This window comes from Agromyces agglutinans, assembly GCF_009647605.1.
GTDB lineage: Bacteria > Actinomycetota > Actinomycetes > Actinomycetales > Microbacteriaceae > Agromyces > Agromyces agglutinans.
Genome location: NZ_WJIF01000003.1, coordinates 466,496 through 485,695, shown reverse-complemented (window position 1 = coordinate 485,695; position 19,200 = coordinate 466,496). Strand labels below are relative to the sequence as shown.

Below are 19,200 nucleotides of genomic sequence, written 5' to 3'. Positions count from 1 at the left end.
AGCATCATCAGCTGTCGAGGAGGGGAACCGGTCGCAGGTCGAGCCTGGGGATGCCGGTGAAGTCGGCTGGATTGCAGGTGTGGAGCGGGAGTCCTCGGGAGATCGCCGTGGCCGCGATGAGGGCGTCGTAGGCACGCGCTGCAGGCTTGCGCCCTGCTGCGCGCAGTGAGCTCGCGACGATGGCGAAGGCGCGTGCCGCGGCGGAGTCGAAGGGGATCGGGTCGAAGTCCGATTCCGCGAGCTGGAGGTGCGCGAGGCGCGCGACCCGTTCCTCTTCCGTCGCGGCAACGACTGGCCCGACGGAAAGCTCGGCAAGCGTGATCGCGCTGATGGTCGGCTCGTCGGGAAGCGCAGCCGGGTCGCTCACTCGGGCGAGCAGGATCAGCGTGGACGTGTCGAGCACGCCTACGGAGCCCATCTCAGAGGGCCTGATCGATCAGCGCGTCGATGTCGGCGCGGAGCCCTGCCGGATCGACTCGCGGGAGCAGCCGTCGCCGGTCGATCAGGACCGACACCTGCTGCCGTGGCGCCGGCACGGGAACGAGTTCCGCGACCTCGGTGCCGTCTCGGGTGACCACGAGATGCTCCCCGCGGATCACTCGGTCGAGGATCTCTCCACCGTGGTTGCGGAGTTCGCGAACGCTGACGGTCTGCATGCGGTCAGTGTATCACCCGTGATACACAGCCGTGTCTGCTAGCCGGCGGCTCGTCCGCGCGAGCGCGTGAGGTCCCATTCGACGAGCGGCTGCAGCGCCTCGATGAGGCGGAGTCCGGCCGCGGTCGGCGTGTAGCTGATCGACACGGGCGTGGTCGGCCGCACGTGCCGCTCGATCATGCCCTCGGCCTCGAGTTCGCGCAGCCTCGCCGCGAGCACGCGGTCGGAGATGCCCTCGACGGTGTCGCGGTACTCGCTGAAGCGTCGTGCGCCGCGCACGCCCGCGAGCAGGATCGCGGCGCTCCACTTGCGGCCGGCGAACTCGATCGAGGCGGTGAACCGGCGGCACGCCTCGTCGTCGATGTGGCCGAGTTCGCGCAGCCGCGCGGAGCGGTGCGCGTCGAGGTCGTCGCCCGGTACCCGCTTACTCATGGTTAGCAGCTTACCAGCGGGATGCCTCGGGTGGGGCATCCGTCGGAGGATGGAGGCACCGCGAGGAACGGAGCACCATGCACTACGGCCGCGACCTGCAGTTCGGCACCTTCATCACCCCGACCAACGACCCGCCCGAGCTGCCCGTGCGCCTCGCGCAGATCGCGGAGGCCGCCGGCTTCGACCTCGTCACCTTCCAGGACCACCCGTACCAGCCGGGCTTCCATGACACGTGGACGCTGCTGTCGTGGGTCGCCGCGTCGACCGAGCGCGTGCACCTCGCGGGCAACGTGCTGAACCTGCCGCTGCAGCGCGAACCCGTCGTGCTCGCGCGCGCGGCCGCGAGCCTCGACCTGCTCTCGGGCGGCCGGTTCGAACTCGGGCTCGGCGCCGGCGGCTTCTGGGACGCGATCGAGTCGGTCGGCGGTCGCCGCCTGACGCCCGGCCAGGCGGTCGACGCGCTCGCCGAGGCGATCGGCATCATCCGCGGAACCTGGGATGCCGCCGACCGCGGCCGCTTCGCCGTCGACGGCGACCACTACCGCGTCGACGGTGCGAAGCGGGGGCCCGCGCCCGCGCACGACATCCCGATCTGGATCGGCGCGCTCAAACCGCGGATGCTCCGGCTCACCGGCCGGATCGGCGACGGCTGGCTGCCCTCGCTGGCCTACCTCCAGCCGGGGGAGTACGCCCGGTCGGCGGCCCGCATCGACGAGGCCGCGGTCGACGCCGGGCGCAACCCCGCCGAGATCCGGCGCCTGCTGAACGTCTTCGGGCGCTTCTCGGCGGGCGGCGGGCGCCTCCTCGACGGCCCGCCCGAGCAGTGGGTCGAGCAGCTGCTGCCGTTCGTCGTCGAGGACGGCGTCGACACGTTCATCCTCGCGAGCGACGACCCGGCGACGATGCAGCGGTTCGCCGCCGAGGTCGCGCCCGGCCTGCGCGAGGCGGTCGCCCGCGAACTCGGCGATGCCGCGGTCGCGCCCGCCCGTGCCCCGCGCTCGAGCCTCGCGATCGCGAAGCGCCGCACTGGCATCGACTACGACGCGGTGCCGGCCTCGCTCGCGGCATCCGCCGTCGAACCGGGCGACGCCGGCTACGCGCGCGTGAGCTCCACCTATATGCGAGGCGGCGCGCCCGGCCTCGTGCTCCAGCCGGCGACGACCGCCGAGGTGGTCGACGCGGTCGCGTTCGCGCGCGAGCACGCCCACCTGCCGCTCAGCCTCCGGAGCGGCGGCCACGGCATCAGCGGCCGCTCGACGAACGAGGGCGGCATCGTCATCGACCTCTCGCGCCTGCGCGCGATGGCCGTGCTCGACGAGGCATCCCGTCTCGTGCGGATCGAACCGGGCGCCCGCTGGCAGGACGTCGCCGCCTTCCTCGAGCCGCACGGCTGGGCGCTGTCGTCGGGCGACTCCGGCGGCGTCGGCGTCGGCGGACTCGCGACCGCGGGGGGCGTCGGATGGCTCGTGCGCGAGCACGGCCTCACGATCGACCATCTTCGCGCGGTCGAGTTGGTGCTCGCCGACGGCCGGATCGTGCGCGCGAGCGCCGAGGAGCACCCCGACCTGTTCTGGGCCGTCCGCGGCGCGGGCGCGAACATCGGCGTCGTCACGGCGTTCGAATTCGAGGTCGACAAGGTCGGCGACCTCGGCTTCGCGCAGCTCGCGTTCGACGCGACCGACACGGCCGGGTTCCTCCAGGCCTGGGGCGACTGGGTCGTCGACTCGCCGCGCGACGTGACCAGCTTCGCGATGTTCGGCGGCGGACGGCCGGGGCAGCCGGTCACCGCGCACGTCATGGCCGTGGTCGACTCCGGCGAGCCCGACACCGTCATCGCCAGGCTGCAGCCGCTGGCCGAGGCCGCCCCGCTCGTCGCACAGGAGGTGCGCCTGACCAGCTACCGCGCGATCGTCTCGAACGCCGGCGACGGGGCGCACTCCGGCGAGGGCGAGCCGCTCGCGCGCTCGGGCCTGATCGGCCGCATCACGCCCGAGTTCGCGCGCGACGCGGCGCGGTTCCTGGAGTCGGGCGCGACGCACTTCTTCCAGCTGCGCGCGATGGGCGGCGCCGTGCACGACGTGCCGGCGGATGCCACGGCGTTCGCCCACCGCGACGCCGAGTTCTCGGTCGTCGCCTTCGGCACGCGGGGACGGCGCACGAGCGCCGCGTGGGACGAGCTCATCGCGCCGCACACGCGCGGCGCCTACCTCAGCTTCGAGACCGAACAGGGCGCGGCCCAGGTCGAGGCGGCGTTCCCGCCCGCGACCCTCGAACGGCTGCGCGCGATCAAGCGCGAGGTCGACCCGGGCGACCTCTTCCGCGACAACGGCCCCGTCGGCGTGTGATCAGCGGCGCGGGTCGAAGACCGCCGGACGTCAGCGGCGCGGGAGGGCGAGGATGCGCTCGAACGCGGCATCCGCGACGGGGTCGACGACCTGCTGCTCGGGGTGCGCGTCGTACCACTCGATGATCTCCCGCGCGCCCTCGTCGAAGGTGACCGTCGTGCCGAACCCGGGCACCAGCGCGCGCACCTTGGCATTGTCGAACACCATCGAGTGGGCCTTGTCGCCGACGAGGCCCGGGCCCCACTCGGGATTCACCGCGGCGATCGTCTCGGAGGCGACGTGCACGAGATCCGGCTCGACGCCGGCGGCTTCGCCGAGCCATCCGTAGATCTGGTTCCAGGTGGGCGAGTGGTCGCCCGTGAGGTGGAACGCCTCGCCGATCGCCATCGGGTTGCCGAGCAGGCCCGTGAAGCCGACCGCGAAGTCGCGGGCGTGCGTGATCGTCCAGAGGCTCGTGCCGTCGCCGTGGACGACGACGGGCTTGCCGGCGCGCATGCGCGCGATGTCGGTCCAGTGCGCGAGCGTCGGCAGCAGCGTGCGGTCGTAGGTGTGCGAGGGCCGCACGATGGTGGCCGGGAATCCGCGGTCGCGGTACGCGGCGACGAGCAGGTCCTCGCAGGCGATCTTGTCGCGCGAGTACTGCCAGAAGGGGTTCCGCAGCGGCGTCGACTCGGTGACCGGCAGGCGCGACGGCGGCGTCTGGTACGCCGAGGCCGAGCTGATGAAGACGTACTGGCCCACCCGTCCCTCGAACCGGTCGACGTCGGCCTGCACCTGGTCGCGCGTGAACGCCAGGAACTCGGCGACGACGTCGAACTCGCCGCCGGCCGCCTCGAGCGCCGTGCGCGTCGCATCGGCGTCGCGGACGTCGGCGAGGATCGATCGCACGCCGTCGGGCAGCGGCCGCGTCGTGGTCGTGCCGCGGTTGAGCACGCTGACGTCGTCGCCGCGCTCGAGGGCGCGCCTGACGCACGCCGAGCTGATCACGCCGGTGCCGCCGATGAAGAGGATCCGCTTGCCGCTCATCCGTCCATCGTCGCATCACCGGCGGGGCATGGATGCCTCGTGCGGATGGCCCCTGCGGATGCCTCGGCGTCGCCGTCGGCGCGCTCGCTCGGGCTCACTCGAGGTAGAGCCGCAGGTCCTCCTCGGCGATCGGGATGCCGGCCTCGTCGAGGCGCTGGCGCAGCAGCGCCTCCTCGTCGTGGGCGTGGCCCATTCGCACGTCTTCGCGCACCTGGGCGAGGATGCCCCGGATCTGCTCCTCGCGCGTGGCCTCGTTCGAGCCATCCTCGACGGGTGCGTCGCTCATCTGGTCCTCCGATCGGGTCGTCGATCCGATCGTGCGCGGCGGATGCCCCGTTGTCGAGGCCGTTGACAGCGCACCCGGCCCGTGCAGCGCCGTCGTCGCCGCATCGTGCGCGCCGTGTCCGCCGCGCCGTGTCGCCCGCTCCGTGTCGGGGGCGCATGATCGACTGGGCGCATGGGCTTCGACGCGCGCTTCCTGGGAGTTGAGGCGGCACTGCCGCGAGTACCCGAATCCGAGGCCGACGCGACCGTCGAACTCGACTACGTGCACTTCACCGTGCTGCTCGACACCGCGCGACGCCTTGCGCGCGTGACCGGCGTGAACGTCGACGGCGCGAGCCTCATCGACCTCGCGCGGGGCGACGACTGGCAGCTCGACGACCGCGTGCCCGCCGATTGGCAGGCCGGGCCCGAGGTGTACGCCGCGAACGACCTCGACCGGGGCCACCTGGTGCGGCGTCGCGATCCCGTCTGGGGCGCGCGACCGGTCGCCACTCGCGCCAACGCCGACACGTTCCGGTATCCGAACGCCGCGCCGCAGGCCTCGGGCTTCAACCAGTCGAAGGAGCTCTGGCTCGGGCTCGAAGACCACGTGCTCGCCTTCGCCGAGGTGAACGACCTGAAGCTCTCGGTGTGCACGGCACCCGTGCTCGAGCCGGGAGACCCCGCCTACCGGGGCATCCGGGTGCCGCTGCGATTCTGGAAGGTCGTCGCTTGGCGCACCGACGGCGCGGCCGACGTCGACCGATCCGACGACGGCGCGACGGTCGACGGTGGCGCGCTCGCCGCGGCCGGCTTCGTGCTCGACCAGGCGCCCGTGCTCGACGAGGGCGAGCTCGAACGCGGCGCCCGCCCGGTCGAGCCCGGCGTCGCGGGCGTGCCCCAGCTCGGACCGTTCCGCACCTTCCAGGTGCCCATCGCCGACCTCGCCGCGCTCACCGGCCTTGGCATGGACGAGTACGTGGCCGCCGACCGCTTCCCGCCGACGCTGGCCGCGACGGGCTGGCGTCGCCTCGACGAACCCGGCGACGTCATGCTCTGAGGCGGTCGGGCCCGTCGTCGGTGGCCGCGCGGCCACCGACCGGGCCGTCGGCTCCTCCCGGCCGCGGCCCCCAGCCGCCGTCGCTCCCGTCGAGCGGCAGCGACGCCTCGTCGGAAGCGCTGAGGGTGAGCACCGCCGCGCCGACGTGCTCGCGTCGCACGATCGCCTCCTCCAGCCGGCGGAGCGTCTCGGCGACGGCGGCCTCGGGCCGGTCGCCCGCGAGGTCGACCGCGGCGATGAGCAGCACCCGGCCGGGCCCGATGAACTCGAGGTGCAGCGCGGTCACCCGTTCGATGTCGGGGGTCGCGAGCAGTTCGCGCAGGGCCGCCGCGCGCACGCCGTCGTCGACGGGCTCGCCGAGCAGGAACGCGCGGTTGCGGGCGATGAGCACCACTGCGACGACCCCGAGCAGCACGCCGACGAGGATCGAGCCGATCGCATCGGGCACCGGCGAGTCGAGGAGCTGGTGGAGCAGCACGCCGCCGAACGCGACGACGAGGCCGATGAGGGCCGCGGCATCCTCGGCGAACACCGCCCGCAGCGTCGGGTTCGAGCTCTCCAGCACGTGGTCGAGGGTCTGCACGTGGCGGCGGTGCGCGTCGGCGCGCGCCTGCCGGAGCGCCCGCACGAAGGACACGCCCTCGAGCACGAAGGCGAGCCCGAGTACGACGTAGGCGACGACGAAGTCGCCGGCCGGATCGGGGTCGATGAGCTCCTGCACGCCGTGCTGGATCGACACCACGGCGCCGACCGTGAACAGCCCGAAGGCCGCGAACATCGACCAGATGTAGGCATCCTTGCCGTACCCGAACGGATGCCGCCCGTCGGCCGGCCTGCCCGACCGGCGCTCGGCGATGACGAGCAGCACCTCGTTGCCGGTGTCGGCCCACGAGTGCGCAGCCTCGGCGAGCATCGACGCCGACCCGGTGATCGCCGCGGCGATGGACTTCGCGATCGCGATCAGCCCGTTCGCGATGAGGGCGACCAGCACGGTCGTGAGGCTCTCCCCGCTCGCGGGCCGGGTCGTCTCGTCGGTCGTCATGCGCGCACCCCCGATCGAGTCTGTCAGGGCGCGGACATCCGTGCGACAGTGGAGGCGTGGTCGCAGGCGGGGAGATCGACACCGACGTGCTCGTCGTGGGCGCCGGCCCGACGGGCCTGATGCTCGCGGTGACGCTCGCTCGCCTCGGCGTGCGTGCGGTCGTGGTCGACGGCAAGGACGGCCCGACGCGCGAGTCGCGAGCGCTCGTCGTGCAGGCGCGGTCGCTCGAGATCTTCGACCAACTCGGTCTCCTCGACCCGGTGCTCGTGCAGGGCAGCCGGGCCGACGCGCTGGTGCCGGGCTTCCGCGACCGCCCGTTCGGCCGGTTCGACCTGCGCCGTGCGGGCGCCGACGTGAGCGTCTTCAACGGCGTCTTCGTGCTCGAGCAGAGCCGCAACGAGCGCATCCTCGCCGACGCGCTCGCCGCCGCCGAGCGCGCGCCGTTCTGGCGGCACCGCCTGACCGAGCTGCGACTCGGGCACGAGGGCGGTCGCACGGGCGAACCGGATGCCGCCGACGCCGCGGCGGCGACGGGCGTGCTGGCGACGCTCGCCGGGCCCGACGGCGACATGGTCGTGCGCGCCCGGTACTGCGTCGGCGCCGACGGAGCGCACTCGGCCGTGCGCTCCGCCCTCGGGGTGCCGTTCGGCGGCGTCACGAACGCCCACACCTTCTTCGTCGCCGACGCGGTCGACACGACCGGGCTCGTCGACGACGCGATCAACGTCCGGGTCTCCGAAGACGACGTGCTGCTCGGCTTCCCGATGGGGCCGGGCGGCCGCGAGCGGCTGCTCGGCGTCGTGCGCGACCGCGACCTCGCGCCCGACGGCTCGCTGCCCGAGGAGCTCGCGCGCGACCGGCTCCGCGACACGTTCGGCGTCGAGTACCGCGAACGCACCTGGTTCGCGACGTACCGGCTGCACCACCGGCTCGCCGAGCGGTTCCGCGTCGGACCGTGCTTCCTTGCCGGCGACGCCGCGCACATCCACTCGCCCGTCGGCGGACAGGGCATGAACACCGGCCTGCAAGAGGCGCACGGCCTCGCGTGCGCGTTCGCCGACGTCATCCTCGGAGGGATGCCCGACGCGCGCCTCGACCGGTACGAGGCCGAGCGCCGCCCGGTCGCCCGCACGCTCGTCGAGACGACCGACCGCCTGTTCGCGGCGATCACCTCGGAGACGCCGCGGGCACGGTTCGTGCGCGGGCGCGTGGTGCCGGTCGTCGGCCCGTTCGCCATCCGCTTCCTCCCGCGGCTGGTCGGGCCCCAGCGCCTGTTCGGGTACGTCTCGCAGACGCGCATCCGCTATCGGATGTCGCCGGCCGCCGCCGACCCGGCCGCGCACGACGCACGGCGCGCTCGCGGCGATCGGCGCGCAGGCGGCCGCTGGCGCGCTCGCGGTGCCGCCGCCGACCCGGCCGTCGGGCTCCGGCTGCCGTGGGCCGGCGACAACCACGTCGCCCTGCGGGCCCTGACGTGGCAGGTGCACGGGTACGGGGCATCCGCGGCGCTCGTCGAACGGATCGCCCGCGATCTCGGCCTCGAGCACCACTCGTTCCCGCCCGACGTGCAGGGCCCGCTGCGCGCCGATCGCGTGTACCTGGTGCGCCGCGACGGGTTCGTCGCGGCCGCGGCATCCGCCGACCCGGCGCGCCGCGGCGTGCCGCTCGCATTCGTCGAGCAGCTCGCCGGCTGACGCGCCCTCGGCGGTTCAGGAACTTCTCGGCGCCACGGCGGCGGTCCCGCGCTGCGCACCGGCGTGCCGCAGAAATGTTCCTGAATGGCGGACGGAAGGCGGGAGGGGAACGGCGGAGGGGCAGGCATGAACGGCGGGCGGGAGGCCGGGGGCGGTCAGCGGGAGCGGGAGGGGAGGGGCGGCGATGGGACGCGGGGCGGCGGTGGCGCCGATCGCGCCGCCGTCGTAGCGTGAGTGCACACGACGCCGGAGTCGAGGAGGGGCCATGGCCGCCATCGCGTGGATCGGACTCGGACACATGGGCGCACCCATGTCGGCGCACCTCGTCGCGGCGGGGCACGACGTGCGCGGCTTCGACCTCGACCGCGACGCGCTCGCCGCGGCATCCGCACAGGGCGTGCGCGCGGCCGAGTCGATCGCCGAGGCGGTCGACGGCGCCGAGGCGGTGTTCACGTCGCTGCCGCGCAACGAGCACGTGCGGCAGGTCTACGATGCGACCGCGGGGATCTGGTCGACCGCGTCGCCCGGAGCGCTGCTGCTCGACACGTCGACCGTCGATGTCGAGACGTCGCGGTGGTGCCACGCCGAGTCGGCGGCGCGCGGGTTCCGGTTCGTCGACGCCCCGATCTCGGGCGGCATCCCGGGCGCGATCGCGGGCTCGCTCACCTTCATGCTCGGCGGCACGGCCGACGCCGTCGCGGCCGCCACGCCGCTCGTCGAACCGATGGCCGGGCACGTCTTCGACCTCGGCGGCCCCGCGCTCGGCATCGCCGCCAAGCTCGCGAACAACGTCATGCTGTTCGCGTCGCTGCTCGGCGTGGCCGAGGGAGCGCAGCTCGCGGCATCCCTGGGGCTCGACCCGCAGCGCTTCTTCGAGGTCGCGTCGGTGTCGTCGGGCGACTCGTGGCCGCTGCGCACCTGGTATCCGGCACCGGGCGTCGTGCCGACGAGTCCCGCGAACCGCAACTACGACGCGACCTTCGCGACCGCGCTCGCCGAGAAGGACCTCTCGTTCGCGCTCGCCGCGGCCGAGGCATCCGGTCTTCGGATGCCGGTGTCGGGCATCGCGCTCGAACAGTTCCGTCAGCTCATCGCCGAGGGGCACGGCGGCAAGGACGCGAGCCTCGTCGCGAAGTTCCCGTCGCCCGACGGGACGGTCGCGGGCTTCGACCCCGAGGGGTGAGCGCTCCGGCTGGTGCGGGTGCGCGCATCGCGCAGGGTGAAGGAGAAATCGTGCGACGCGCCGGTCGCGCGCGGCGTGTCGCCTCGGATCTCCTTCAGGATGCCGCGCCGGAGGGCGCTGCGCTAGGAGCTCAGCCGCGCGCGCCGACCGCGGCGATCACGTCGGTGAGGCGGTCGCGCAGGGACCCGAGTTCGTCGAGGCTCATGCCCAGCCGGTCGACGACCTGCGGCGGGATCGCGAGCGCCTGCTCGCGCAGCGCGCGCCCCGCGTCGGTCAGTGTCACGTCGAGCGCGCGTTCGTCGCGCGGGCTGCGTGCGCGCGTGAGGTAGCCCTGCGCCTCGAGTCGCTTCAGCAGCGGCGAGAGGGTCGCGGGGTCGAGTTGCAGCGCGTCGCCCAGGTCGCGCACGGTGCGGGGGCTGCGCTCCCAGAGCGCCAGCATGACGAGGTACTGCGGGTGGGTGAGGCCCAGCGGCTCGAGGATCGGCCGGTAGACGCCGATGACGCCGCGCGCGGCGACGGCGAGGGCGAAGCAGACCTGGTTCTCGAGGGCGAGCACGTCGACGGATGCCTCGGCGGCCGGTTGCTCGTTCATGCCTCCAGTATGCCGTGGACGCGAATAGTTAGTACACTAATGATATGACCTCCCCCGATCCGCAACCCGGCCGCCGCGGCTACGCGGGCTTCATCGACCGGCTGAACGCGAGGCTGCTGCCGTGGCTCGGTCCGCCGCCGCTCGGGCCCTACGACGAGCCGGCACAGGCGCCCGCCGCTCCGGGGTGCCCGCTCTGCGGTGAGCCGATGTCGGAGCACGTGATCGACCGCGGGGCGCCGCGCACGCAGCTGCACTGCCCCTGAGCGTTCGTCGCCCAGCGTTCGTCGCCGGCCCTCGGTAGGCTCGGAATCGCGATCATCGCCCGGTCGGCGTATCGGGCGTGCGACAGGGAGGTGGGTCGATGGGCTGGATCGAGCGGCTGCGCGCCCGCCGGCGCACCCGGTTCAAGCCGTTCGACCGCTCGGCGCTACCCGAGGCGCCGCAGGCCTCGTTCGAGGAGATGGTCGACGACGGCCTCATGATGGCCGAGGGCGCCGGTCGGCTCGCGCTCAAGAACCGCTTCATCGTGCAGGCCCTGCGCGGTGAAGAGCCCTACGATGACCAGCGCGCGGCGGCAGCGGCGCGCGAGGTGCTGTACGAACTCGTGCAGGAGGCCGACGAGAGCGCCGAGCTCTCGCACGAGGAGCGCGAGAGCGCCCGCAACCGCGACGGGCGGTCGCAGCACCAGCACGATTACCACCGCGCCGACGTGCTCAACCTCCGCCGCCGCGAGAAGGTCTACGCCGAGATCGCGAAGCGGCTCTGGGAACTGCGCGAGGACCCCGAGTACCTCGCCACCTTCGCGAACCGCGCCCGCGACGCCGCCTGGGGCGAGGTCGCCGAGGTGATCGAGCAGCGCCTCGACCGCGAATGGCCCGACATCGAGGTCGACGCCGAGTACGAGCTCGCGCGCGACCAGCGCATGCGCGAACTCGCCGAGGACCTCGATCTCGCGGTTCGGCGTGCCGACGAGCGGCGGGCCGAGCTCGAGGATCCGTTCGCGGGGTTCGTGGGCTGACGCGCGCCGCGTCGCCCGTTCCGCCCACCCCGTCGATCGACTCGCGGGTGCGGTCGACCGCGCCTCCGAACGCGCGCGTGAACGTTCGGCGAAGTCCTGACGTGCAGTTGTAAATATGTCAGAACCTAGTAACGTGGTCGGCGCAGGCGCGGAGCTGCGCCTGGACCGTCGAGAGGACCCCTGTGATCCGCACCGCGAACGCGCCAGTGAGCTATGGCGTCTTCGAGCTTTCACGCCCCGATCTCGTGCCGTTGCCCGACGGAGGGCAACTCGCCGCGTGGGTCGCCGAGGCCGGTTACGACGGCGTGGATCTCGGGCCCGCCGGCCTGTTCGGCGATCGCGACACCCTTCCCGGTTTCCTCGCCCGGCACGGCCTCGCGCTCGCGGGCGGATGGGTCGACCTGCCCTTCGCCGGCAGCGACGACGACTTCGAGCGGGCGATGGGCGACCTCGACCGCATGCTCGAGATCTTCCGCGCGGCGGCCGACGCCGATCCCGAGCGGGCGCCGAAGCCCACGCTCGCCGACTCCGGTTCCGCCGAGCGGAAGGCGACGCCGGGCGGAGCGCCCGAGCTCGAACTCGACGACGCCGCGTGGACCCGGTTCGCTTCGCGCGTGCGCCGGGCGGCCGACCGCACCCGCGAAGCGGGGCTCGAGCCGACCTTCCACCACCACGCGAGCACCTACGTCGAGACGCCGCGTGAGATCGAGCGGCTGCTCGCCGACACCGACGTCGACCTCACCTTCGACACCGGGCACCTGCTGATCGGCGGCGGCGACCCGCTGCCCGACTTCCTGCGCTGGCGCGACCGGGTCAACCACATCCACCTCAAGGATGCCGATCGCTCGATCCTGCGGCGTGCCGCCGGAACCGCCGACCCGATGCGCGAGGTCTGGCAGCAGCGCGTGTTCGTCGCGCTCGGCGACGGCGACCTCGACGTCGACCGCATCGTCGACGCCATCGTCGACTCGGGCTACGAGGGCTGGCTCGTCGTCGAGCAGGACGTGATCCTGCAGGACGCCGACGCCGTCGACCGCGCGCGCCGCGACCAGGTCGCCAACCGCGAGCGGCTCCGGCGGTGGTTCGCGTGAGCGATCGCGTCCGCCTCGCCGTCATCGGCCTCGGTGCGATCAGCCAGAGCGTGCACCTGCCGCTCATCCGCCGCAACGCGGATCGCATCGAGCTCACCGCGGTCGTCGACCTGTCGGCGCGCCGAGCCGAGGCCATCGCCGCGGCATCCGGCGCCGGTGTCGCCGCGTTCACCTCGATCGACGCACTCCTCGCGGCCGTCGACGCCGGCGACCTCGCGGTCGACGGCGCCATCCTCGCCACGTCGGGCTCGCACGCGCCCGACGCCGGCCGCCTCATCGGCGCCGGCATCCGCGTGCTCGCCGAGAAGCCGCTCGCGTTCTCGCTCGACGAGGTCGCCGACCTCCGGGCGATCGCCGACGACCGTGGCATCGACCTCGCCGATTGGCTGCGCGTGGGCTACATGAAGGAGCACGACCCGGCGACCGCCGAGGCGCTGCGCCTGCTCGCCGACGTCGAGCTGCGACACGTCTCGGTCGAGGTGCTGCACCCGGCCGACGGTGCGCAGCTCGCGTTCGCGAACCTGGCCCCCGCTCCCGACGACGTCCCGGCGGACGTCATCGCGGGCCTGGTCGCGCAGACGGATGCCACGGTCGCCTCGGTCATCGGCGACGCGCGCCACCCGCTGCCGAAGCTGTACACGAACGTCGTGCTCGGCTCGATCGTGCACGACATCGGGCTGCTCCGTCACCTCGTCGGCGGCATCGGCGAGGTCGACCGCGCCCACCAGTGGGGTGGGTTCCCGGGATCGGTGTCGCTCGGCGGGCGGCTGGCGGCCCACCCCGACGTGCCGTGGTCGATCGACTGGCACTTCATCCCGGCGTATCCCGAGTACCGCGAGACCGTGACCTTCCACCACGAGCGGGGCAGCATCTCGCTGCGCTTCGCCGTGCCGTACGTGCTCAACGCACCCACCGTGCTGACGGTCGTCGACGGCGACGCCCGACTGGGCAGCCGGAGCGCCGAGTCCCGCTGGATGCAGGAGGAAGCGTTCGAGAACGAGCTGCGCGCGTTCGCCTCGCTCGTCGCCGGCGCGCCGGAGCCGGGCCCGTCGGCGGATGCCTCCGCCGACGACATCGCCGTCGGCCGGCGCATGATCCGTGCCCTCGCGGGCTCCCTCGGCTCCGGCCGCGGCGACCGCGCGTAGGCCGTGCACCACCCGTCCGCACGAGCGGACGGCCCCCACCGAGAGAGAGGTCGAAGATGATCCACCACAGCAGGCGCGGAATCGTCGCGGCGTTCGCCGTCGCGACCGCGAGTGCCCTGGTCCTGGCCGGATGCTCCGGCGAGGCCCAGCCGGAGGAGACCGAGGACGGTCCGGTCACCCTCACCATCACCGCGAACGCCATCACGGGCGGCAAGAACGCCGCCGAGGCGGACTGGATCGCCGACTGGGTGATCCCGCAGTTCGAGGCGGCCATGGAGGAGGAAGGGCGCGACGTCACCGTCGAGTTCGAGCCCCAGGGCGTCGACGACGAGAACTACAAGACCAAGATCGCCCTCGACCTGCAGTCCGGCGAGGGTGCCGACATCATCGGCATGGACGGCATCTGGGTCGGCGAGTTCGCCGAGGCCGGCTACATCAAGCCGCTCTCCGAGGTCGCCGGCGACGCCGTCGACGACTGGGAGGGCTGGGAGCAGATCCCCGAGGCGGTGCAGGCCGCGGTCTCGTTCGACGACGAGCGCTACGGCGTGCCGCAGGGGGCCGACGGGCGCGTGCTCTACTACAACAAGACGCTGTTCGAGCAGGCCGGCCTGCCGGCCGACTGGCAGCCCGAGAGCTGGGACGACGTGCTCGACGCCGCTCGCGACCTCAAGCAGGTCGAGGGCGTCACGCCGATCCAGCTCAACGCGGGCACCGCGATGGGCGAGGCGACGACCATGCAGGGCCTCCTGCCCCTGATCGTCGGCACGGGCGAGCAGGTCTACGAGGACGGCGAGTGGCTCGGCGACTCCGACGGCCTGCGCGACGCGCTCGACCTCTACAAGACGATCTACATCGACGAGGGCCTGGGCGACGCGGTGCTCCAGCAGGAGGCCGCCGGCCGCGACACCTCGTTCCAGCTGTTCGCGCAGAACCAGATCGGCATCCTGCTCGAGGGCGACTACTTCTGGCGGAGCGTCATCAACCCCGCCGAGGGCGTCGGCACCGCGCCGATGGCCGACCGCGACACCGTCGTCGGCTACGCGAAGATCCCCGCCATGGAGCCCGGCTCGGGCATCGAGGGCCAGGACTTCGTCTCGATGTCGGGCGGCACCGGCCGCGTGCTCAACCCCAACAGCGAGCACCCCGAGCTCGCCTGGGAGCTGCTCGCGTTCATGAACTCGGCCGAGGCCTACGAGGAGCGCAACGCGACGACCATCTCGATCACGCCGCGCACCGACGTCAACGACGCGATCCTCTCCGAGGACCCGATGCTGACCTTCGTCAGCGAAGAGGTGCTGCCCGTCACCGCCTACCGTCCGCCGCTCGCGGCGTACCCGCAGGTGTCGACGGCGCTCCAGCAGGCGACGCTCGACGTGGTCTCCGGCTCGAGCGTGGACGACGCGATGTCGGCCTACGTCGACGCGGTCACCGACATCGTCGGGGAAGACGCGGTCGCGGGCAACTGATGACCAGCAGTACCGTCACACCGCCGGCGGGGCGCGTGACCGCGCCCCGCCGACGGCGGGCCGACGACGTGGCCGGCCTGGGCAAGGCCCGGGCCGGACTCTTCGTCGCCCCCGCCCTCATCATCATCGGGATCTTCCTGCTCTTCCCGGCGGTCTGGACCGTCTGGCTCGGCATGACCGACTACCGGCTGACCGGCCTGCAGGCCGCGTCGCCGGAGTTCGTCGGCCTCGAGAACTACACCGAGGCGCTCACCGACCCGGCGTTCTGGAACTCGCTGTGGCTGACGCTCATCTTCGTGGTCGCCTCCGGCATCGTCGGACAGACCCTGATCGGCTTCGGGCTCGCGTGGAGCGTCCGCAACATCACCGGCTGGGTGAAGGCGCTGATCGAGGGGCTCGTGCTCGCGGCCTGGGTCATCCCGGCTTCCGTCGCGTCGTTCCTCTGGCTCGCGCTGCTCGACCGGCGCACCGGCACCGTCAACGCCCTGCTCGGCACCGAGGGTGCCGCGTGGCTGATCGACCACCCGATGGAGGCGATCATCCTCTTCAACATCTGGGTCGGGACCGCCTTCTCGATGCAGCTCTTCTCGTCGGCGCTGAGCGCCGTGCCGCCCTCGCAGATCGAGAGCGCCAAGATGGTGGGCGCGTCGGGGTGGCAGCAGCTGCGCGACGTGATCGTGCCCAACATCAAGGGGCACATCCTGACCAACACCCTGCTGATCACCCTGTGGACCTTCAACACGTTCACGCCGTACCTCGTGACCGCGGGCGGCCCGAACGGGAAGACGGAGATCCTCTCGGTGTACATCTACGAGACGGCGATCCCCGGCGGCCAGCTCGGCCTCGGCGCGGCGATCTCGCTCATCATGCTGCTGATCAACCTCGTCATCGCGCTCGGCTACGTGCGCGTGGCGCAGGGAAGGAGGAAGCGATGACCGCGACGCCGGCCAAGACCGGGCCCGTGACATCCGTCGCCCGCAATCGCACCGTGCGCCAGTACGTCGCGCGCGTGCTGTTCGCCGTGCTCATGACGCTCGTGGGCGTGCTGTTCGCGCTGCCCATGGTGTGGCTCGTGCTGGCGCCCTTCGACGCGACGCCGACGCTGTCGCTCGAGTGGCCCGACTGGACGCTCGACAACTTCGCCCGCCTCGCCGAGAACCCGTACGCCCTGCGCTCGATCGGCAACTCGCTGATCCTCGGCGTCGGGACGATGGTCATCGTCGTCGGGCTCGGCGCGCTGGCGGCCTACGCGATGAGCCGCATCCGCATCCCCGGGCGCGACGGCATCCTGTACGCGCTGCTGCTGCTCTCGTCGATCGTGACGGGCACCGCGGCAATGGTGCCGACGTTCCAGATCATCACCCAGCTCGGTCTCATCAACAACTACGTGGGCGTGCTGCTGGTGCTCGCGGGCGGCATCCTGCCGACGGTGATCTTCATCCTCAAGGACTTCATGGACTCCATCCCGAAGTCCTACGAGGAGTCGGCCCGGCTGTACGGCGCCGGTCCGTTCCGGATCCTCCGCGACGTGGTCGCGCCGATCGCCCGGCCGGGTCTCGCGTTCATCTCGATCTGGACGATCGTGCAGGTGTGGGGCAACTTCCTGGTCCCGTTCATCCTGCTGCGCAGCCCCGACCTCCAGCCGGCGGCGGTGCTCATGTACACGTTCTACACGGAGAGCGGCCAGGCCGACCTCCGGCTCATCTCCACCTTCGCACTGCTGTTCTCCGCGCCGGTGCTCATCATCTACTTCGTCGTGAACCGTCGCTACGGGTTCCGCTTCCATGGAGGTATCAAGTCCTGATGGCAGGCATCACCGCCACCCAGCTCGTGAAGGAGTACCCCGGCGGGGTCCGCGGCGTCGACGAGGTCGACGTCGAGATCCGCGACGGCGAGTTCTTCGCGCTCCTCGGCCCGTCGGGCTGCGGCAAGACCACCCTGCTGCGCTCCATCGCCGGCCTCGAGGCGATCACGTCGGGCTCGCTCGTCATCGGCGACCGCGACGTGACGAACGCCGAGCCCGGCGTCAGGGGCGTCGCGATGGTCTTCCAGGACTACGCGCTGTTCCCGCACATGGACGTGGGCGACAACATCGCGTACCCGCTGCGCATCAAGCGCGTGAAGCGCGACGAGCGCCGCGGCACGGCGGCGAAGGTCGCCGACGGGCTCTCGCTGCAGGGCCTGATCGAGCGTCGCCCCGGCCAGCTCTCGGGCGGGCAGCAGCAGCGCGTCGCCCTCGCGCGCGCCGTCGCGACCCGCCCCGATGTGCTCCTGCTCGACGAGCCGCTGTCGAACCTCGACGCGCGGCTCCGCCTCGAGGCGCGCACGTTCCTGAAGGAACTCCAGCGCGATCTCGGCGTCACGACCGTGTTCGTGACGCACGACCAGGCCGAGGCGCTCGCGCTCGCCGACCGGATCGCGGTCATGCGGGCGGGCAAGCTCCAGCAGATCGGCACGCCGCGCGAGGTGTTCCAACGCCCGAACAACACGTTCGTCGCGGGGTTCATCGGCTCGAACCCGATGAACCTGCTGCCCGCGCAGGTGCGTGAGTCGCGGCTCGCCGTCGGCGACGCGACGGTGTCGCTGCCGCCCGGCACGGAGCAGCTCGTGCGCGAGGGGCAGGACGTGGTCTGGGGCATCCGCCCCGAGTACGTGCGCTGGGTCACCGCCGAGGAGGCGGGCGCGATCCCGGCCGAGGTGAGCGTCGTCGAGAACCTCGGCGCGAGCGTGCTCATCGTCGTCAACGCCGGCGATCGCAAGCTGCAGGTCGCCGTGCCGGAGGACCAGGAGCCGGCCCCCGGCGACCGCGGCTGGATCGTCCCGCAGCTGTCGAAGACCCTGCTCTTCGACGCCGAGACGACCGAACGGATCGGCTGACCGGTGGCGCTCATCCGGCGCCGCGTGCACGTGACGGTCGACCTGCAGAACGAGCGGCGCTACCTGCCGGTGCCCTTCGAGGTGCCCGCCGGCACCGACTCGCTCGAGGTCGTCATCCGCTTCGATCCGGCCGAGGCGGGCATCGACCTCGGCTGCGAGGGCGCCGCCGGCTGGCGCGGCTGGTCGGGCGGCGCCCGCACCGAGTACCTGATCCACGCGGATGCCGCGACCCCCGGCTATCTCCCCGGCGCACCCGAGGCGGGGGAGTGGAACGTCGTGCTCGGACTGCACCGCGTGCCGGCGCAGGGCGTCGACGTCGAGGTGGAGATCACGATGCCGGCGAGTCGCCCGGTGCCGCCGGTGCCGGACGCTCCGCCCGCGAGCCGCACGGTGCGGGGGAGCGATCGCGGCCTGCCCGCCGAGCCGGGGCTGACCTGGTTCGCGGGCGACTTCCACGGGCACACCATCCACTCCGATGGGCGCCTGCCGATCGGCGGGCTCGCGGCGCTGGGCGTGGCATCCGGCCTGGACTTCATGGCCGTCACCGACCACAACACGGTGAGCCACCACGCCCACCTGGCGGCCGAGGGCTCCCGGCACGGCATCACGTTGCTGCCCGGGCAGGAGGTGACGACCCACCTCGGGCACGCGAACGCGTTCGGCGACATCGGCTGGATCGACTTCCGCGGGCCGGCGCAGGACTGGGTCGACGAGGTCGAGCGCCGGGGCGGCGTGCTCAGCATCAACCACCCGATCTCGGGCGACTGCTCGTGGGTGCACCGGCTCGAGCGCCGGCCCGCCGCCGTGGAGCTGTGGCACTCGACGTGGTACCGCGAGCTCATCTCGACCGCGCCGTTCGCGTGGTTCCGCACCTGGCCCGAGGGCGCGACCCTGCTCGGCGGCAGCGACGTGCACCTGCCCGAGGAGCCGCAGCGCCCGGGCACGCCGACGACGTGGGTCGCGGCGGAGGATGCCTCGGCCGAGGCGATCCTCGAGGGCGTGCGCGCCGGGCGCACGGCCGTCACCGGCAGCGCGCGCCTCGAGGGCTCGGTGCTCGTGCCCGAACTCATGCGGGCGCCGGCGCTCGTGCGCCTGGGCGACGAGGTGCTCGCGGTCGACGCGGAGGGGCTCGTGCTCGTCGACGGCGCCGGCCGGCGCCGATCGGTCCGCTCCGGCCACGAGGCGTTCGCGGCGGACCGCGCCGACGGCCCGTTCCACCTCGTGCTCGCCGACCGCCGAATCCTGGCGCTGTGCGCCTGAACCCGACCGCCGGGTCGTCCACCGTCCCGGCAGCAGTGCCGACCCACCAC

20 protein-coding genes are annotated in these 19,200 nt (G+C 72.7%); 13 read left to right on the top strand and 7 right to left on the bottom strand.

Annotated elements, in window-relative coordinates; genetic code table 11:
* Positions 1 to 7 precede the first annotated feature (7 nt).
* From GE115_RS08490 to GE115_RS08480, 3 genes are read right to left on the bottom strand one after another with little or no spacing between them, the layout of a single operon-like run.
* Positions 8 to 403 (bottom strand): type II toxin-antitoxin system VapC family toxin, encoded by a 396-nt coding sequence (locus GE115_RS08490; protein ID WP_312855027.1) that lies wholly within the window; start codon positions 401 to 403, stop codon positions 8 to 10.
* Between the two features lie 16 nt (positions 404 to 419).
* Positions 420 to 656 carry a type II toxin-antitoxin system Phd/YefM family antitoxin gene (locus GE115_RS08485; RefSeq protein ID WP_153684311.1) on the bottom strand — a complete coding sequence of 79 codons (237 nt, stop codon included), beginning with the start codon at positions 654 to 656 and terminating at the stop codon, positions 420 to 422.
* Positions 657 to 694: 38 nt separating this feature from the next.
* A complete protein-coding gene (locus GE115_RS08480) occupies positions 695 to 1,087 on the bottom strand; it encodes a winged helix-turn-helix transcriptional regulator (protein ID WP_153684310.1) in 393 nt (130 codons plus the stop codon).
* 77 nt (positions 1,088 to 1,164) lie between these two features.
* On the opposite strand from GE115_RS08480, the gene GE115_RS08475 reads away from it, so the two are divergent.
* Positions 1,165 to 3,432: an LLM class flavin-dependent oxidoreductase gene (locus GE115_RS08475; RefSeq protein WP_153684309.1), complete on the top strand. Its 2,268-nt coding sequence runs from the start codon at positions 1,165 to 1,167 to the stop codon at positions 3,430 to 3,432.
* Between the two features lie 30 nt (positions 3,433 to 3,462).
* On the opposite strand, the gene GE115_RS08470 is transcribed toward GE115_RS08475, so the two are convergent.
* Together GE115_RS08470 and GE115_RS08465 are read right to left on the bottom strand one after the other, a co-directional pair.
* On the bottom strand, positions 3,463 to 4,458 hold the full coding sequence (locus tag GE115_RS08470) for an SDR family oxidoreductase (protein ID WP_153684308.1): 996 nt from the start codon (positions 4,456 to 4,458) through the stop codon (positions 3,463 to 3,465).
* 94 nt (positions 4,459 to 4,552) lie between these two features.
* Positions 4,553 to 4,744, bottom strand: a complete 192-nt coding sequence (locus GE115_RS08465) for a hypothetical protein (protein WP_153684307.1) — start codon at positions 4,742 to 4,744, stop codon at positions 4,553 to 4,555.
* A 171-nt stretch (positions 4,745 to 4,915) separates the two neighbouring features.
* On the opposite strand from GE115_RS08465, the gene GE115_RS08460 reads away from it, so the two are divergent.
* Complete coding sequence (locus GE115_RS08460; protein WP_153684306.1) at positions 4,916 to 5,782, top strand: DNA/RNA non-specific endonuclease; 867 nt, start codon at positions 4,916 to 4,918, stop codon at positions 5,780 to 5,782.
* On the opposite strand, the gene GE115_RS08455 is transcribed toward GE115_RS08460, so the two are convergent.
* A complete protein-coding gene (locus GE115_RS08455) occupies positions 5,772 to 6,824 on the bottom strand; it encodes a cation diffusion facilitator family transporter (protein ID WP_153684305.1) in 1,053 nt (350 codons plus the stop codon). The two genes, GE115_RS08460 and GE115_RS08455, sit on opposite strands and share 11 nt — an antisense overlap.
* Positions 6,825 to 6,880: 56 nt before the next feature.
* On the opposite strand from GE115_RS08455, the gene GE115_RS08450 reads away from it, so the two are divergent.
* Together GE115_RS08450 and GE115_RS08445 are read left to right on the top strand one after the other, a co-directional pair.
* Positions 6,881 to 8,518 carry an FAD-dependent monooxygenase gene (locus GE115_RS08450; protein WP_216648792.1) on the top strand — a complete coding sequence of 546 codons (1,638 nt, stop codon included), beginning with the start codon at positions 6,881 to 6,883 and terminating at the stop codon, positions 8,516 to 8,518.
* A 265-nt stretch (positions 8,519 to 8,783) separates the two neighbouring features.
* Positions 8,784 to 9,701, top strand: coding sequence for an NAD(P)-dependent oxidoreductase (locus tag GE115_RS08445; protein ID WP_153684304.1), 918 nt, complete (start codon positions 8,784 to 8,786; stop codon positions 9,699 to 9,701).
* 130 nt (positions 9,702 to 9,831) lie between these two features.
* On the opposite strand, the gene GE115_RS08440 is transcribed toward GE115_RS08445, so the two are convergent.
* Positions 9,832 to 10,293, bottom strand: coding sequence for a MarR family winged helix-turn-helix transcriptional regulator (locus GE115_RS08440; protein ID WP_153684303.1), 462 nt, complete (start codon positions 10,291 to 10,293; stop codon positions 9,832 to 9,834).
* A 44-nt stretch (positions 10,294 to 10,337) separates the two neighbouring features.
* Between GE115_RS08440 and GE115_RS08435 the strand changes: the two genes are divergently transcribed.
* From GE115_RS08435 to GE115_RS08395, 9 genes are all read left to right on the top strand, one after another.
* Positions 10,338 to 10,556 (top strand): hypothetical protein, encoded by a 219-nt coding sequence (locus GE115_RS08435; RefSeq protein WP_153684302.1) that lies wholly within the window; start codon positions 10,338 to 10,340, stop codon positions 10,554 to 10,556.
* Positions 10,557 to 10,654: 98 nt separating this feature from the next.
* Positions 10,655 to 11,311 (top strand): asparagine synthase, encoded by a 657-nt coding sequence (locus GE115_RS08430; protein ID WP_153684301.1) that lies wholly within the window; start codon positions 10,655 to 10,657, stop codon positions 11,309 to 11,311.
* Positions 11,312 to 11,493: 182 nt separating this feature from the next.
* Positions 11,494 to 12,402, top strand: a complete 909-nt coding sequence (locus GE115_RS08425) for a TIM barrel protein (protein ID WP_312855026.1) — start codon at positions 11,494 to 11,496, stop codon at positions 12,400 to 12,402.
* Complete coding sequence (locus GE115_RS08420; protein ID WP_172979782.1) at positions 12,399 to 13,547, top strand: Gfo/Idh/MocA family protein; 1,149 nt, start codon at positions 12,399 to 12,401, stop codon at positions 13,545 to 13,547. The genes GE115_RS08425 and GE115_RS08420 overlap by 4 nt, the downstream gene beginning before the upstream one ends.
* Before the next feature lie 56 nt (positions 13,548 to 13,603).
* Positions 13,604 to 15,013 carry an extracellular solute-binding protein gene (locus tag GE115_RS08415; protein WP_153684299.1) on the top strand — a complete coding sequence of 470 codons (1,410 nt, stop codon included), beginning with the start codon at positions 13,604 to 13,606 and terminating at the stop codon, positions 15,011 to 15,013.
* The gene (locus tag GE115_RS08410) at positions 15,013 to 15,948 is read left to right on the top strand and encodes a carbohydrate ABC transporter permease (RefSeq protein ID WP_153684298.1); all 936 of its coding nucleotides are present in this window, start codon (positions 15,013 to 15,015) and stop codon (positions 15,946 to 15,948) included. The genes GE115_RS08415 and GE115_RS08410 overlap by 1 nt, the downstream gene beginning before the upstream one ends.
* Complete coding sequence (locus tag GE115_RS08405) at positions 15,945 to 16,817, top strand: carbohydrate ABC transporter permease (RefSeq protein ID WP_153684297.1); 873 nt, start codon at positions 15,945 to 15,947, stop codon at positions 16,815 to 16,817. Before GE115_RS08410 ends, GE115_RS08405 begins: the two co-directional genes overlap by 4 nt.
* Positions 16,817 to 17,890 (top strand): ABC transporter ATP-binding protein, encoded by a 1,074-nt coding sequence (locus tag GE115_RS08400; protein ID WP_153684296.1) that lies wholly within the window; start codon positions 16,817 to 16,819, stop codon positions 17,888 to 17,890. Before GE115_RS08405 ends, GE115_RS08400 begins: the two co-directional genes overlap by 1 nt.
* A 3-nt stretch (positions 17,891 to 17,893) precedes the next feature.
* Positions 17,894 to 19,150 carry a CehA/McbA family metallohydrolase gene (locus tag GE115_RS08395; protein WP_153684295.1) on the top strand — a complete coding sequence of 419 codons (1,257 nt, stop codon included), beginning with the start codon at positions 17,894 to 17,896 and terminating at the stop codon, positions 19,148 to 19,150.
* The last annotated feature ends 50 nt before the right edge of the window (positions 19,151 to 19,200 follow it).